We start from the raw sequence: 13,848 nt of genomic DNA, 5'->3' as shown, positions 1-13,848 counted from the left end.
GCCCCGGCTCGTACGAAACGAGCCGGGGCCGCGCCCTGATGACGTCCTGCCGTGCCGCGAGGACTACAGGCCGATCTCGGCCTCGAACTCGGCGGCCTCCAGGAGCTCCTTGACCGCGGTCAGGTAGCGGGCGGCGTCGGCGCCGTCCACCAGACGGTGGTCGTAGGAGAGCGTCACGTAGGTCATGTCGCGGACGGCGATGGTCTCGCCCAGCTCCGGGTGGCTGATGACCACCGGGCGCTTGACGGTCGCACCGATGCCCAGGATCGCGACCTGGTTCGGGGGCACGATGACCGTGTCGAACAGCGCACCGCGCGAGCCGGTGTTGCTGATCGTGAAGGTCGCGCCGGACATCTCGTCCGGGCTGATCTTGCCCGTGCGGACCTTGCCGGCCAGCTCCGCCGTCTTCTTGGCGATGCCCGCGATGTTGAGGTCACCCGCACCCTTGATGACCGGGGTCATCAGGCCCTTCTCCGAGTCGACGGCGATGCCGACGTTCTCGGAGTCGAAGTAGGTGATGGTGCCCTCGTCCTCGTTGATCCGGGCGTTGATGACCGGGTAGGCCTTCAGCGCCTGGACGGCGGCCTTGACGAAGAACGGCATCGGCGACAGCTTGACGCCCTCGCGCTGGGCGAAGGAGTCCTTGGCCTTGCCGCGCATCCGCATGATCTTGGTGATGTCCACCTCGATCACGGAGCTGAGCTGGGCCTGGCCGTGCAGCGCCTTCATCATGTTGTCGGCGATGACCTTGCGCATGCGCGGCATCTTGACCGTCTGACCGCGCAGCGGCGAGGCCTGCAGGGCAGGGGCCTTCGGCGCGGCGGCGGCGGGAGCGGCGGCCGGGGCCGGCGCGGCCTTGGCGGCCTCGGCGGCGGCGATGACGTCCTGCTTGCGGATGCGGCCGCCGACGCCGGTGCCCTGGACCCGGGTGAGGTCCACGGCGTTCTCGGCGGCGAGCTTGCGCACCAGCGGCGTGACGTAGGCACCGTCGGTGACGGCGGCAGCGGCAGCCGGAGCGGCAGCGGCCGGAGCCGCGGCCCCCTGAGCAGCCGCAGAACCGATCACGGCGAGCTTGGCGCCGACCTCGGCGACCTCGTCCTCACCGACGGCGATCTCCAGCAGCACGCCGGAGACCGGGGCCGGGATCTCGGTGTCGACCTTGTCGGTGGAGACCTCGAGCAGCGGCTCGTCGGCCTCGACCGTCTCGCCGACCTGCTTCAGCCAGCGGGTGACGGTGCCCTCGGTGACCGACTCGCCCAGCGCGGGCAGGACGACGTCGGTGCCCTCGGCGGCACCGCCGGCCGGAGCCTCGGCGGCGGCCGGAGCGGCGGGCGCCTCGGCGACGGGGGCGGCCTCGGCCGGAGCCGGAGCGGCGGGGGCCGCGGCGACCGGGGCGGCGGGCGCCTCGGCAGCGGCCGGAGCCTCGGCAGCGGCGGGGGCGCCGGTGCCGTCGTCGATGATCGCGAGCTCGGCGCCGACCTCGACCGTCTCGTCCTCGGCCACCTTGATGGAGGCGAGGATGCCGGACGCGGGGGCCGGGATCTCGGTGTCGACCTTGTCGGTGGAGACCTCGAGCAGCGGCTCGTCGGCCTCCACGCGCTCACCCTCGGCCTTGAGCCAACGGGTGACGGTGCCCTCGGACACGCTCTCGCCGAGCGCCGGCAGGGTTACGGAAACCGCCATGGTTGCGGTTGCTCCTTACGAGTAGTGCGGATGGTGGTGCGCTCGGGACTTAGTCGTGCGAGTGCAGCGGCTTGCCGGCCAGGGCCAGGTGAGCCTCGCCCAGAGCCTCGTTCTGCGTCGGGTGCGCGTGGATGAGCTGCGCGACCTCGGCCGGCAGCGCCTCCCAGTTGTAGATCAGCTGGGCTTCGCCGACCTGCTCACCCATGCGGTCGCCGACCATGTGGACACCGACGACGGCACCATCCTTGACCTGGACGAGCTTGATCTCGCCCGCGGTCTTCAGGATCTTGCTCTTGCCGTTGCCCGCGAGGTTGTACTTCAGAGCGACGACCTTGTCGGCGCCGTACAGCTCCTTGGCCTTCGCCTCGGTGATGCCGACGGAAGCGACCTCGGGGTGGCAGTACGTGACGCGCGGCACGCCGTCGTAGTCGACCGGCACGGGGTTGAGACCGGCCAGCCGCTCCGCAACCAGGATGCCCTCTGCGAAGCCGACGTGCGCGAGCTGGAGGGTCGGGACGAGGTCACCGACGGCCGAGATGGTCGGCACGTTGGTGCGCATGTACTCGTCGACCAGGACGTAGCCGCGGTCCATCGCGACGCCCTGCTCCTCGTAGCCCAGGCCCTGGGAGACCGGGCCGCGGCCGATGGCGACCAGCAGCACCTCGGCCTCGAACTCCTTGCCGTCCGCAAGGGTGACCTTGACACCGTCGGCGGTGTACTCCGCCTTCTGGAAGAAGGTGCCGAGGTTGAACTTGATGCCGCGCTTGCGGAACGCGCGCTCCAGCAGCTTGGAGCTGTTCTCGTCCTCGACCGGGACGAGGTGCTTCAGGCCCTCGACGATGGTGACGTCGGTGCCGAAGGACTTCCACGCGGAGGCGAACTCGACGCCGATGACGCCGCCGCCCAGGATGATCGCGGACTTCGGGACGCGGTCCAGGACGAGCGCGTGGTCCGAGGAGATGATGCGGTTGCCGTCGATCTCCAGGCCCGGCAGCGACTTCGGCACGGAGCCGGTCGCCAGGAGGACGTGGCGGCCCTGGATGCGCTGGCCGCCCACGTCCACCGACGTCGGGGAGGACAGGCGGCCCTCGCCCTCGATGTAGGTCACCTTGCGGGAGGCGACCAGGCCCTGCAGGCCCTTGTACAGGCCGGCGATCACGTCGTCCTTGTACTTGTGGACGCCCGCGATGTCGATGCCCTCGAAGGTGGCCTTGACACCGAACTGCTCGCTCTCGCGAGCCTGGTCCGCGACCTCACCGGCGTGCAGCAGCGCCTTGGTGGGGATGCAGCCGTTGTGCAGGCAGGTGCCGCCCAGCTTGTTCTTCTCGATCAGGGCGACGTCGAGACCCAGCTGCGCTCCGCGCAGGGCGGCGGCGTAACCGCCGCTACCGCCTCCGAGGATCACTAGGTCGAAAACGGTGCTGGCGTCGTTCGCCACGTCACGTCCTCCATGCATGGGTACGCCGGAGCCGGTCACCGATGACCGGGCGGCGGCTGTCGTTCGGCCGCGTTTCTTCGGCCCTGTGATTGGGGGGCCCTGTCCTGCCGAGACAACATCTTCGCATTTGTTGACGGACGGCGGGACGCCGGGCCGGTCCCGGAGACGACGGTTGCGTCACCTTCGGGGGTTACTCGTGCGTACGGCCGAGGTATTTCGTTACAAGCGAACGGATCCGCACGGCCCCGGGCAAAAGCCGCGGGACCGTGCGGGCCGTACGGGCCGTGCGGAAGGGGCGGCGCTCAGCCGAGGTCGCCGGCGGCGGTGCGCTCCGCCAGGCGGACCAGCGTGCGGACGGCGGAGCCGGTGCCGCCCTTCGGGGTGTAGCCGTACGGGGCGCTCTCGTGGTACGCCGGTCCGGCGATGTCCAGGTGCGCCCAGGTGATGCCCTCGCCCACGAACTCCTTCAGGAAGATGCCCGCGAGCAGGCCGCTGCCCATCCGCTCGCCCATGTTGGCGAAGTCGGCGACCGGGGAGTCCATGGCCTTGCGCAGCTCGGCGGGGAGCGGCATCGGCCACGCCTGCTCGCCGACCTCCTCGGCGATCTCGTAGACCGAGGTGCGGAACGCGTCGTCGTTGGCCATGACGCCGAACGTGCGGTTGCCCAGCGCGAGCACCATGGCACCCGTGAGGGTGGCGACGTCCACGATCGCGTCCGGGTTCTCCTCCGAGGCGCGGGCCAGGGCGTCGCCCAGGACCAGGCGGCCCTCGGCGTCCGTGTTCAGGACCTCGACGGTCTTGCCGCCGTACATGCGCAGGACGTCACCCGGGCGGGTGGCGGAACCGGAAGGCATGTTCTCGGCGAGGGCCAGCCAGCCGGTGACGTTGACCCGCAGGCCCAGGCGGGCGGCGGAGACGACCGCGGCGAACACGGCGGCGGCGCCGGCCATGTCGCACTTCATGGTCTCGTTGTGGCCGGCCGGCTTCAGGGAGATGCCGCCCGAGTCGTAGGTGATGCCCTTGCCGACCAGGGCCAGGGTCTTCTCCGCCTTCGGGTGGGTGTAGCCGATGCGCACCAGGCGCGGCGGGGCGTCCGAGCCGCGGCCGACGCCCATGATGCCGCCGAAGCCGCCCTTGAGCAGCGCCTTCTCGTCCAGCACCTCGACCTTGAGGCCGAACTCCTTGCCGGCGGCCTGGGCCGTGGCGGCGAAGGTCTTCGGGTCGAGGTCGTTCGGCGGCATGTTGACGAGGTCGCGGGCGCGGTTGAGCTCCTCGGCCACGATCGCGGCGCGCTCGGCGGCGGCCTTGAACGCCTTGTCGCGCGGCTTGCCGCCCAGCAGGGCGATCTCGGCGAGCGGGGCGCCCTTGGCGGCCTTCTCGTCTTTGCCGTTCTTCTTGGCGGCGCCGTCGCCCGCCGGGCGGTAGGAGTACGCGCCGAGCAGGGCGCCCTCCGCGACCGCGCCGGCGGCGTCGGCGTCCTCCACGGGCAGGGCGAACGCGGCCTTCTTGGAGCCGGCCAGCGCGCGGGCCGCGGAGCCCGCGGCGCGGCGCAGGGCCTCGTGGCCGAAGGCCTCGTCCTTCGCCGGGGCGTCGCCCAGGCCGACCGCCAGCACGACCGGGGCCTTCATCCCGGACGGGGCGGGGAGCTTGGTCGTCTCCCCCTCGCCGCCGGTGGCGCCGAGGGCCTCCAGGACGGCGGCCAGCTTGCCGTCGAAGGCCTTGTCAACGGCTTCGGCGCCGGCCGCGACGACGGGGCCCTTCGGGCCCTTCGCCACGCCGACGACGACGGCGTCCGCGCGCAGCGTCGCCGCACTGGAAGTGCTGAGAGTCAGAGCAGACACGGTGGTGAGGTCCCTACTTCCGTTGAGTTTCTCGGCCGAGCGGGTGGGTCGGCCGCACCCCGGGCATCGTATGCGCCATATCCCTGCGGGGGGCATCCAAGGGTCGTCGGCAGCCTCGTGGTTCGGCTCGCGCCGGGCCGGCGGGGGCGGGCGCGCGGCCTCCGGGGGTGGCCGGAACGTGCGGGTCCGGTGCAGCCGCGTTGCGTCCGCCGCGGTGGTGGCCGGCCGCCGCGGCCCTGTCCGGCGGTGCCGTGGCCGGCATGGGCCGGGCGGGCACCGCCGGGGCGGACGCATGCGGTGCTCGCCGTTGCGGCGGTGAAGGAATGCCTGGTGGGCGCTTGTGTGGGGGCGCTGGGGCGAGCCGTTGCCGCCGGCGCCCTTCCGGGCGGTGGCGACCGGCTACGGCGGTGCCGTCCGGCGGTGCCGTCACGGGCTCGGCACCGCCGGGGCGGCCGGGTGGGGTTCTCGCCGTTGCGGCGGTCAGGGGGCTGGGGTTGCCGGTCGGGTTCTTTCTTCCGCCGCGGCGGTGATCAGCCGCCACCGTGCCGGCCGGCGGGGCCGCCGTGGCCCGGCCGGGCTCGGCGTTGCCGGGTCCGGCGGGTGGGGGCTCGCCGCGTTCCGGGCTAGCCCAGAGTCAGGGTCACCAAGGTTGCCGTGGTGGCGGTTTCCGCCAGGGCGCCGAAGACGTCGCCCGTGGTGCCGCCCAGGCGGGAGACGCAGCGGCGGAGGAGGAGTTCCGCGCCGAGGAGGCCCGCCGCGGCGGCCGCGGCCGTGTGGAGGGGCCCGTACGGGCCCAGGAAGACGCCCCACGCCGCGCAGGACGCCACGACCGCCACCCCCGCCGCCAGCGCGCCGCGGACCGGTACGGCGCCCGCCACGGCCGCCCCCAGGCCCTCGGGGCGGGCCGCCGGGACGGAGGGGCGGCAGGCCAGGGTCAGGGCGCAGCGGGCCGTCACCGCCGCCGTCAGCGCCGCGAGCGCCCCCCGCAGCGGAGACGCCGCGTACGCCCCGGACAGCGCCGCCACTTGCGCCAGCAGGACGAGCAGGAGCGTGACGACGCCGAAGGGGCCGATGTCCGACTGCTTCATGATGCGCAGCGCGTCCGCCGCCGGCTTCCCGCTGCCCAGCCCGTCCGCGACGTCCGCCAGTCCGTCCAGGTGGAGGCCGCGGGTGAGGACCGCCGGCACCGCCACCGAGGCCACCGCCGCCAGGAGCGGCCCGGACCCCAGCGCCAGGAGCGCCGTCCCCGCCGCCGCGGCCCCCGCCCCGACCACGAGCCCCGCCAGCGGCGCCGCGAGCATGCCGCCGCGCGCGGCGGGGCGGTCCCAGCGGGTGAGGCGGACGGGCAGCACGGTGAGCGTGCCGAAGGCGAAGCGCAGGGCGTCACAGGCGGTGGCGCGCGCGGGTGTCGTGTCGGTCATCGCGGGCACACTATCCGGCCCGCCCGGGGCAGTAGGTTGCCGGTGGAGGGCCGATCGGGAGCGGGTGCGTACGTCATGGGCCAGTGGCTGAGCCGGAACATCGTGGAGCCGGGGAAACTGCCCCTGCTGCTCGCCCTGGCCGCCTTCGTCCTGACCTTCCTGGTGACCCGCGTCATCACCCGGCTGATCCGCGCGGGCAAGGGCCCCTTCCGCAACATCAGCCCCGGCGGCGTGCACGTCCACCACGTGGTGCCCGGCGTCGTGCTGACGGTGATCGGCGGCTTCGGCGCCGTCGCCTCGGGCCGGCACGGTTTCGGGGCGATGGCGGCCGCCGTCCTGTTCGGCACCGGCGCGGGCCTCGTCCTGGACGAGTTCGCGCTGGTCCTGCACCTGGACGACGTCTACTGGACGGAACAGGGCCGCAAGAGCGTCGAGCTCGTCGTGCTGACGGCGGCCCTCGTGGGCCTGGTGCTGGCCGGTTTCCTGCCCTTCGGGGTGAACGAGCTGAGTCCGGAGGAGCTGCACGACCGCCGCCTCGTGATCGTCAACGTCCTGGTCAACTTCCTGATCGCCCTGTTCGCCCTGGCCAAGGGCAAGCCCCGGATCGCCCTGATCGGCGCGGTGGTCCCCTTCGTCGCCCTCTTCGGCGCGGTGCGCCTGGCCCGCCCCGGCTCACCGTGGGCGCGGCGCTTCTACCGCCACCGGCCGCGGGCCCGCCGCCGGGCCCGGGTGCGGGCCTACCGGCACGACGCGCGCTGGGAGGCGGTCCGCAACAGGATTCACGATCTGCTGGCGGGCGCCCCGGACCGCTGACCGCGCGGCACGTCCTGCTGCGCGCCGCCCGCGCGCCGTCTGCGCCGCACCTCGTCCGCCGCGCCCAGCGCGAGCACCGCGACGACGGCCGCGACGTGCTCCTTCCCCGCCAGATTCGGCTTGATCACCACTTCCACCGCCATCGCGAGCACGACCGCGGCGCAGGTGAACCAGGCCCGGTAGCGCCAGGAGACGAAGATCGCGAGCCCTACGACGGCCGCCGACGGCCCGGTGTCGACGACCTTCGCGGCCTCCGCCGGCAGCCCGAACACCGAATCGGGACCGAGGTGCACCGCCAGCCGCGCGTACATCGTCCCGGCGAGCGTCGCCACGTAGCAGATGGCGAGGGTGCGCCACTTGCCCAGGCAGATCTCGGCGATGCCGAAGACCAGCAGGACCTGCGCGAGCGCCCCCCACACGGGCAGGTCGAGGGCCGGGACGAAGAGCGACAGCGGCGTGCGCAGCAGCGCGACCCACCACGGCAGCTGCGCCTGCACCGAGCCGATGCGCTGCACCGGCTCGAAGCCCCAGGACTGGTTCTGGACGATCTGGAAGATCGAGGTGAGGACGACGGCCGCCAGGGTCATCGGGATCGCCCGGAACTTCTTGCGTACGAGCGCCCGCCGGACGGTCCCGGCCAGCGGGCCCCACTCGGTGAGCGCGGCGCGGCGCAGCGCCGCGCGGTTCATCGTCGGCTCTCCAGGTGCTTGCGGTTGAGCCACTTGGGCAGGCCGGGAGCCTCCAGGAAGCCCTCGGCGCGGGCGCTCGCGATGCCGATCCGCAGCAGATCGCTGCTCTTCTCGAACAGCATGAAACGAGGCTCCCAGATGGGGCGGTATTTCGCATTTGCTCGATAGAGGGACTCGATCTGCCACCAGCGGGAGAAGAAGCTGAGGAGCGAGCGCCACGCCCGCAGCACCGGCCCCGCGCCCAGCCGGGAGCCGCGCTCGAAGACCGACCGGAACATCGCGAAGTTCAGCGACACCTGGCTGATGCCGAGCCCCTTGGCCTGCTGCAGCAGCTCGATGACCATGAACTCCATCAGGCCGTTCTCGGAGTCGCGGTCGCGCCGCATCAGGTCCAGCGAGAGCCCCTTGGGACCCCAGGGCACGAAGCTGAGCAGGGCGCGCAGCTCACCGTCGCCGTCGTGGCACTCCAGCATCACGCAGCGGCCGTCGAGCGCGTCGCCGAGCCGGCCCAGCGCCATCGAGAAGCCCCGCTCGGTCGCGCCGTCGCGCCAGTCGTCGGCGCGCTGCAGCAGCCGGGCCATCTCCTCCTCGGGGATGTCCTCGTGACGCCGGATCCGCACGGTGTAGCCCGCGCGCTTGACGCGGTTGTACGCCTGCCGGACGGTGCGCATCGCGCGGCCTTCGAGGGTGAACTCCGAGGTGTCCACGATGGCCTCGTCACCCAGCTCCAGGGCGTCCATGCCGTGGCGCGCGTAGATCGTGCCGCCCTCTTCGCTCGCGCCCATCACCGCGGGGATCCAGCCGTGCTCGCGGGCCTCCGCCAGCCACGGCTCGATGGCCCCCGGCCAGGCCTCCGGATCGCCGATGGGGTCGCCGGAGGCCAGCGAGACCCCGCCCACGACGCGGTACGTGACCGCGGCCTTGCCGCTGGGGGACCAGATGACGCTCTTCTCGCGGCGCAGCGCGAAGTAGCCGAGGGAGTCGCGGTCGCCGTGCCGGTCGAGCAGGGCGCGCAGCTTCTCCTCGTCCTCAGCGGTGAGCGGGTCGGTGGCACGGCGGGCCCGGAAGGCCGCGTACACCACGACCAGGAGCAGGACCGAACTCATCACGTTGATGGTGACGTCCACCCACCCGGGGATGTCCAGACCCGGGTAGGCGCTCTCGTCGACCTGCAGCGAGATCAGCCGCATGAAGCCGTAGTGCCAGCGGTCGAAGAACGACGCCCGGTACTCGTCCGGGGCATCGTTCGCGGCCCGCACCAGCAGCGCCGCCGTCAGCGAGGTGACCAGCAGGCCGACCGCGGCGACGATCGCCGCCAGCTTGGGGTTGGAGCGGTCGCCCTTGGCGTAGAACTCCTTGCGGCCGGCCAGCAGAGCGCCCACGAACAGGCCCGTGGCCACCAGCGAGAACCAGTTCAGGGCGTGCCGGTTGAACTCCCTGGAGAACATGAGCGTCGCCATGAACACCAGGAACAGCCCGGCCAGCACCAGGTTCAGGATCCACGACGCCCGCTTGCGCCGGCGCAGCGTGACCGCCATGACGAACGACCACAGCGCCGACGCGAAGCCCGCCGTCAGCAGGTACGGGGTGAAGAACTCGTCGTCGTTGTGACGCCGGATGTCCGCGCCGAACGACACCCACACCGCGCTGAGCAGATTGACGAACGTGACGAAGCGCAGGTACCACACGGCGCACGCGGCGGCGCGCCGTGACCGCAGGCCAGCGGGCGCGCCCTCATCCGGAGTCAAGCGGACTTCTCCCATGAAAGATCATCATTCGGGGCACCGTCTGCGGCGGGATCCGCGCTCTTCGCACCGGCCGACCGGGAGGTCAGTCGCGTACCGGAAGCCGCTCGGGAAGCTCCGCCGCCAGGGCCGCGGCCGCCTGCACCAATGGCAGAGCGAGCAGCGCCCCTGTCCCCTCGCCCACAGTGACGCCGTGATCGAGCAGAGGGTTGAGCGCCATCCGGTCAAGCGCCTTCGCCTGGGCCGGATCGCCGCCGGCCTGCCCCGCCAGCCACCAGTCCGGCGCGCGGAACGCGACCCGCTGGGCGACCAGGGCGCACGCCGCGGAGACGACTCCGTCGAGGATCACCGGGGTGCGGCGCACCGCGCTCTGCAGCAGGAAACCCGTGGCGGCGGCCAGATCGGCGCCGCCCGTCGCCGCCAGCAGCTCCAGCTGGTCGCCCAGCACCGGGCGGGCCCGGCGCAGGCCGTCCCGGATCGCCGCGCACTTGCGCATCCACGCCAGGTCGTCGATGCCGAAGCCGCCGCGGCCGGTCACCACCGAGGCGTCCGTACCGCACAGGGCGCCGATCAGCGTGCCGGCAGCCGTCGTGCCGCCGACGCTCAGATCGCCCAGAACCACCAGGTCGGTGCCCGAGTCCGCCTCCTCGTCGGCGATCGCCATGCCCGCGCGGAACGCCTGCTCCGCCTGCTCCACGGTCAGCGCGTCCTCGATGTCGATTCGGCCGGATCCGCGCCTGACACGGTGGCGGGTCACCTCCTCGGGCAGCTCCGCCGGATCGCAGTCCACCGCCATGTCGACCACGCGCAGCCGCGCCCCGGCCCGCCGGGCCAGCACCGCGCCCGCGCTCTCGCCGGCCAGCGCCGCCTTCACCAGGACCGCCGCGCCGCCCTCGGGCCCGGCGGAGACGCCCAGCTCCGCGACCCCGTGGTCGCCCGCGAACACCAGGGCCGTGACCTGCTCCACCGGCTTGACCGGCACCGCCCCCTGCGCCGCGGCGAGCCACTCGGCCAGCTCGTCCAGCCGCCCCAGCGCCCCGGGCCGCAGCCCGAGCCGCTCCCGCCGCTCCTCCGCGTCCCGCCGCACGCCCGGGTCGGGGCGCTCGATCAGCGTGGCGAAGTCATCAAGATTCAGACCGCTCATCCGCCGAACACTACCCGCCCGGAGGTCGGCTAGACCTGGCTCGTACGGGTTGCTGCCGGTTCGCCTGCGGGGCGCCCCTTGAACCCGCCGCGGCGGTTCCGGGCCGGCCGCCGGGCCGACGCCCGGGTCTCGTTGCCCGGCACCGCCCCTCCGCCGCAACGCGGAGCCGCCCCCACCGGGAGGTGTCCGGCGGTGCCGGGCCGGCCGTAAGGGGAGGCCGTCCGGCACCGCCGGGCAGGCTCGTGGGGGTGGCGCGCCGTTGCGGCGGCTTCAAGGGGCGCGGCTGTGTGCCCTCCGCCGCGGAGGTGCTCGGCCCCCACCGGAGGTGCCCGGCGGTGCCGGGCCGGCCGTAAGCGGAGGCGGTTCGGCACCGCCGAACAGGTCCGTGGGGGTGGCGCGCCGCCGTGGCGGAGGGGCTCGCCGGGCGCGGCCCCGTCCCTACGGCCTTCCCCGGAGGGGGAGGGTCGCTCGGACGCAGAAGCCCGGCGCGCCGCCCTCGCGGGGCGCGGCCACGCACTCGCCCCCCAGCGCCGCCACCCGCTCCCGCATGCCGAGCAGCCCGTGCCCGCCCGGCCCCCCGCCCGGAGGGCACCCCGTGCCGTCGTCCAGGACGGTCACCGACAGCGCGTCCGGGCCGCGGGTCAGCGTGATCTCGGCCCGCGCGCCCGGGCCCGCGTGTTTGTGGACGTTCGTCAGCGCCTCCTGGACCACCCGGTAGGCCGCCAGGTCGACCGCCGCCGGCAGCGTCCCGACCGCCGCCACCGCCTCGGCGCCGCCGGTGACCCTCACGTCCAGCCCCGCCCGGGCGAACCCGTCGACGAGGTGGTCGAGCACGCCCAGGCCCGGCGCCGGCTCGGTGGGCGCCTCCGGGTCGCCGTACTGCCGCAGCAGCCCCACCGTGGCGCGCAGCTCCGACAGCGCCGACCGGCTGGCCTCCCGCACGTGTGCGAGGGCCTCCTTGGCCTGGTCGGGCCGGCTGTCCATGATGTGCGAGGCGACCCCGGCCTGGACGTTGACGAGGGCGATGTGGTGGGCGACGACGTCGTGCAGCTCGCGCGCGATCCGCAGCCGCTCCTCCGCCACCCGCCGCCGCGCCTCCTCCTCGCGGGTGCGCTCGGCCCGTACCGCCCGCTCCTCGATCGCCGCGACGTAGGCCCGCCGGCTGCGCACGGCGTCGCCCACGGCCCCCGCGAGGGCGGTCCAGGCGAAGAGCCCCAGGTTCTCCGGGGAGTACCAGGGCGGCGCGCCGAGGACCATGACGGCCCCCGTCAGGCCCGCGACGGTGGTCAGGGAGAACCGCCACGCCGCCGGGCGCTCGGTGCGCGAGGCGACGGTGTAGAGGGCGACGACCACGGCCATCGCGATCTGGGTGCGCGGGGGACCGGCGCGGTGGGTCGCGATCTCGGCCAGGGTCAGGGCGGACGTCACGCCCAACACCGTGCGCGGAGCCGCCCGCCGCGCCGCGAGCGCGGCGCAGGCCAGCGCGCTCAGCACCAGGAAGCCCGCCTCCGGCGGCTGCGTGCCGCGGTCCCGCCCCGCGAACGACCCGATGAGGACGATCGCGAAGACGGCCACGGCGAGCAGGGAGTCGGCGACGACGGGGTGCGCCCGCAGCCAGCGGTGCGGGCGGGCCATGCCGGAAACGGCGAGGGAGCTCATCGCAAGGGGTCCCGTCTCGTGGCGGCGCCCCCGTCCCGGGTGGGGGACAGGGGCGCGGCGGGGTGCTGGAGTGCCGGTACCGGGCGGAGCGGGCCCGGGCGGTCAGCCGGGGATGAGGCCGTCGTCGCTCAGCATCTGGCGGACCTCGTCGAGGGTCGCGTCGGGAGCGGGCAGGATCAGCTCGGAGGGTTCGAGGGCGTCGTCGGGCAGCGGGCCGCCCAGCCGGCGCACGGCTTCCAGGAGGGCGCCGAGCGTGCGGCGGAAGCCCTCCTCGTCACCGCCCTCCATCTCCTCCAGCAGCTCGTCGTCGAGCTTGTTGAGTTCGACGAAGTGGGCGTCGTCGAGCTTCCACTGCCCTTCCCCCATGATCCGTACGATCATGACGGTCTCTCCCTCGGTCGGGTGCGGGGTGCCTGGGGACTACTGCTTGTCGAAGCGCGGACGCTCCTGCTCGGCGCGGGAGGCGGCCTCGCCGCTGCCGCCCTCGATGGCCTGCTTCGGGGCGCTGCCGCCGGCCAGCTCGGCCTTCATCCGCTGCAGCTCCAGCTCCACGTCCGAGCCGCCGGAGAGGCGGTCCAGCTCGGCGGTGATGTCGTCCTTGGCCATGCCCGTGGGGTCGTCGAGCGCGCCGGAGGCGAGCAGCTCGTCGATGGCGCCGGCGCGGGCCTGCAGCTGCGCCGTCTTGTCCTCGGCGCGCTGGATGGCCATGCCGACGTCGCCCATCTCCTCCGAGATGCCGGAGAAGGCCTCGCCGATGCGGGTCTGGGCCTGGGCGGCCGTGTAGGTGGCCTTGATGGTCTCCTTCTTCGTACGGAAGGCGTCGACCTTGGCCTGCAGGCGCTGCGCGGCGAGGGTGAGCTTCTCCTCCTCGCCCTGCAGCGTCTGGTGCTGCGTCTCCAGGTCGCTGACCTGCTGCTGCAGCGCCGCGCGGCGGGAGAGGGCCTCGCGGGCCAGGTCCTCGCGGCCCAGGGCGAGGGCCTTGCGGCCCTGGTCCTCCAGCTTGGCGGACTGGCCCTGGAGCTGGTTGAGCTGCAGCTCCAGGCGCTTGCGGGAGGTGGCGACGTCCGCGACGCCGCGGCGCACCTTCTGGAGCAGCTCGAGCTGCTTCTGGTACGAGTAGTCGAGGGTCTCGCGCGGATCCTCGGCCCGGTCCAGGGCCTTGTTGGCCTTCGCGCGGAAGATCATTCCCATACGCTTCATGACACCGCTCATGGGCCTCGCGCGCCCCCTTCTGACGGACTTCGGCTCCAGCACACCTTGCAGACCCCACAGTACGGGCCCTGCTTCCATTACCGCACTGTTCGGACCCGGTTGCGCTCCTCCTCCAGGACGATCAGCGCGGCGCCGTCCTCCGGCGCAGGGAGTAGACATCCACCCGGGGAGAGCTCCGGGGGAGCTCCGGGGATGTCTCTTAT

Annotated in this window: 11 protein-coding genes; 1 reads left to right on the top strand and 10 read right to left on the bottom strand. The window is 73.5% G+C overall.

What is annotated here, in order from left to right; all coding sequences use genetic code 11:
- Positions 1-63: 63 nt before the first annotated feature.
- The 4 genes from ACSNOG_RS28185 to ACSNOG_RS28170 form a co-directional block, all read right to left on the bottom strand.
- Complete coding sequence (locus ACSNOG_RS28185) at positions 64-1,683, bottom strand: 2-oxo acid dehydrogenase subunit E2 (RefSeq protein WP_436755522.1); 1,620 nt, start codon at positions 1,681-1,683, stop codon at positions 64-66.
- 49 nt (positions 1,684-1,732) lie between these two features.
- Positions 1,733-3,121 (bottom strand): dihydrolipoyl dehydrogenase, encoded by a 1,389-nt coding sequence (gene lpdA / locus ACSNOG_RS28180; RefSeq protein WP_436755521.1) that lies wholly within the window; start codon positions 3,119-3,121, stop codon positions 1,733-1,735.
- A gap of 302 nt (positions 3,122-3,423) precedes the next feature.
- Positions 3,424-4,962 carry a leucyl aminopeptidase gene (locus tag ACSNOG_RS28175; RefSeq protein WP_436755520.1) on the bottom strand — a complete coding sequence of 513 codons (1,539 nt, stop codon included), beginning with the start codon at positions 4,960-4,962 and terminating at the stop codon, positions 3,424-3,426.
- Positions 4,963-5,585: 623 nt separating this feature from the next.
- Positions 5,586-6,383, bottom strand: coding sequence for an adenosylcobinamide-GDP ribazoletransferase (locus ACSNOG_RS28170; protein ID WP_436755519.1), 798 nt, complete (start codon positions 6,381-6,383; stop codon positions 5,586-5,588).
- 75 nt (positions 6,384-6,458) lie between these two features.
- On the opposite strand from ACSNOG_RS28170, the gene ACSNOG_RS28165 reads away from it, so the two are divergent.
- Positions 6,459-7,196, top strand: coding sequence for a hypothetical protein (locus ACSNOG_RS28165; RefSeq protein WP_436755518.1), 738 nt, complete (start codon positions 6,459-6,461; stop codon positions 7,194-7,196).
- Here ACSNOG_RS28165 and ACSNOG_RS28160 read toward each other — a convergent pair.
- The 6 genes from ACSNOG_RS28160 to ACSNOG_RS28135 form a co-directional block, all read right to left on the bottom strand.
- Positions 7,163-7,885 carry a hypothetical protein gene (locus ACSNOG_RS28160; RefSeq protein ID WP_436755517.1) on the bottom strand — a complete coding sequence of 241 codons (723 nt, stop codon included), beginning with the start codon at positions 7,883-7,885 and terminating at the stop codon, positions 7,163-7,165. The two genes, ACSNOG_RS28165 and ACSNOG_RS28160, sit on opposite strands and share 34 nt — an antisense overlap.
- Positions 7,882-9,648 (bottom strand): phosphatidylglycerol lysyltransferase domain-containing protein, encoded by a 1,767-nt coding sequence (locus ACSNOG_RS28155; RefSeq protein ID WP_436755516.1) that lies wholly within the window; start codon positions 9,646-9,648, stop codon positions 7,882-7,884. The genes ACSNOG_RS28160 and ACSNOG_RS28155 overlap by 4 nt, the downstream gene beginning before the upstream one ends.
- A gap of 67 nt (positions 9,649-9,715) precedes the next feature.
- The gene (locus tag ACSNOG_RS28150) at positions 9,716-10,774 is read right to left on the bottom strand and encodes a nicotinate-nucleotide--dimethylbenzimidazole phosphoribosyltransferase (RefSeq protein ID WP_436755515.1); all 1,059 of its coding nucleotides are present in this window, start codon (positions 10,772-10,774) and stop codon (positions 9,716-9,718) included.
- A gap of 438 nt (positions 10,775-11,212) precedes the next feature.
- On the bottom strand, positions 11,213-12,433 hold the full coding sequence (locus ACSNOG_RS28145; protein WP_436755514.1) for a sensor histidine kinase: 1,221 nt from the start codon (positions 12,431-12,433) through the stop codon (positions 11,213-11,215).
- A 102-nt stretch (positions 12,434-12,535) separates the two neighbouring features.
- The gene (pspAA, locus tag ACSNOG_RS28140; RefSeq protein WP_436755513.1) at positions 12,536-12,814 is read right to left on the bottom strand and encodes a PspA-associated protein PspAA; all 279 of its coding nucleotides are present in this window, start codon (positions 12,812-12,814) and stop codon (positions 12,536-12,538) included.
- A gap of 39 nt (positions 12,815-12,853) precedes the next feature.
- The gene (locus ACSNOG_RS28135) at positions 12,854-13,645 is read right to left on the bottom strand and encodes a PspA/IM30 family protein (protein WP_436755512.1); all 792 of its coding nucleotides are present in this window, start codon (positions 13,643-13,645) and stop codon (positions 12,854-12,856) included.
- Between the last annotated feature and the right edge of the window lie 203 nt (positions 13,646-13,848).

Source organism: Streptomyces sp. URMC 124 (assembly GCF_051386455.1).
In the GTDB taxonomy this organism is placed as follows: domain Bacteria; phylum Actinomycetota; class Actinomycetes; order Streptomycetales; family Streptomycetaceae; genus Streptomyces.
This window is presented reverse-complemented; position numbering and strand designations above follow the sequence as displayed.

Bases quoted from the DNA above. Each gene is read 5' to 3' on its own strand.
- ACSNOG_RS28160 (WP_436755517.1), bottom strand. From the start codon at position 7,885: ATGAACCGCGCGGCGCTGCGCCGCGCCGCGCTCACCGAGTGGGGCCCG.
- pspAA (WP_436755513.1), bottom strand. From the start codon at position 12,814: ATGATCGTACGGATCATGGGGGAAGGGCAGTGGAAGCTCGACGACGCC.
- ACSNOG_RS28150 (WP_436755515.1), bottom strand. From the start codon at position 10,774: ATGAGCGGTCTGAATCTTGATGACTTCGCCACGCTGATCGAGCGCCCC.
- ACSNOG_RS28155 (WP_436755516.1), bottom strand. From the start codon at position 9,648: ATGGGAGAAGTCCGCTTGACTCCGGATGAGGGCGCGCCCGCTGGCCTG.
- ACSNOG_RS28170 (WP_436755519.1), bottom strand. From the start codon at position 6,383: ATGACCGACACGACACCCGCGCGCGCCACCGCCTGTGACGCCCTGCGC.
- ACSNOG_RS28145 (WP_436755514.1), bottom strand. From the start codon at position 12,433: ATGAGCTCCCTCGCCGTTTCCGGCATGGCCCGCCCGCACCGCTGGCTG.
- ACSNOG_RS28165 (WP_436755518.1), top strand. From the start codon at position 6,459: ATGGGCCAGTGGCTGAGCCGGAACATCGTGGAGCCGGGGAAACTGCCC.
- ACSNOG_RS28135 (WP_436755512.1), bottom strand. From the start codon at position 13,645: ATGAGCGGTGTCATGAAGCGTATGGGAATGATCTTCCGCGCGAAGGCC.
- ACSNOG_RS28185 (WP_436755522.1), bottom strand. From the start codon at position 1,683: ATGGCGGTTTCCGTAACCCTGCCGGCGCTCGGCGAGAGCGTGTCCGAG.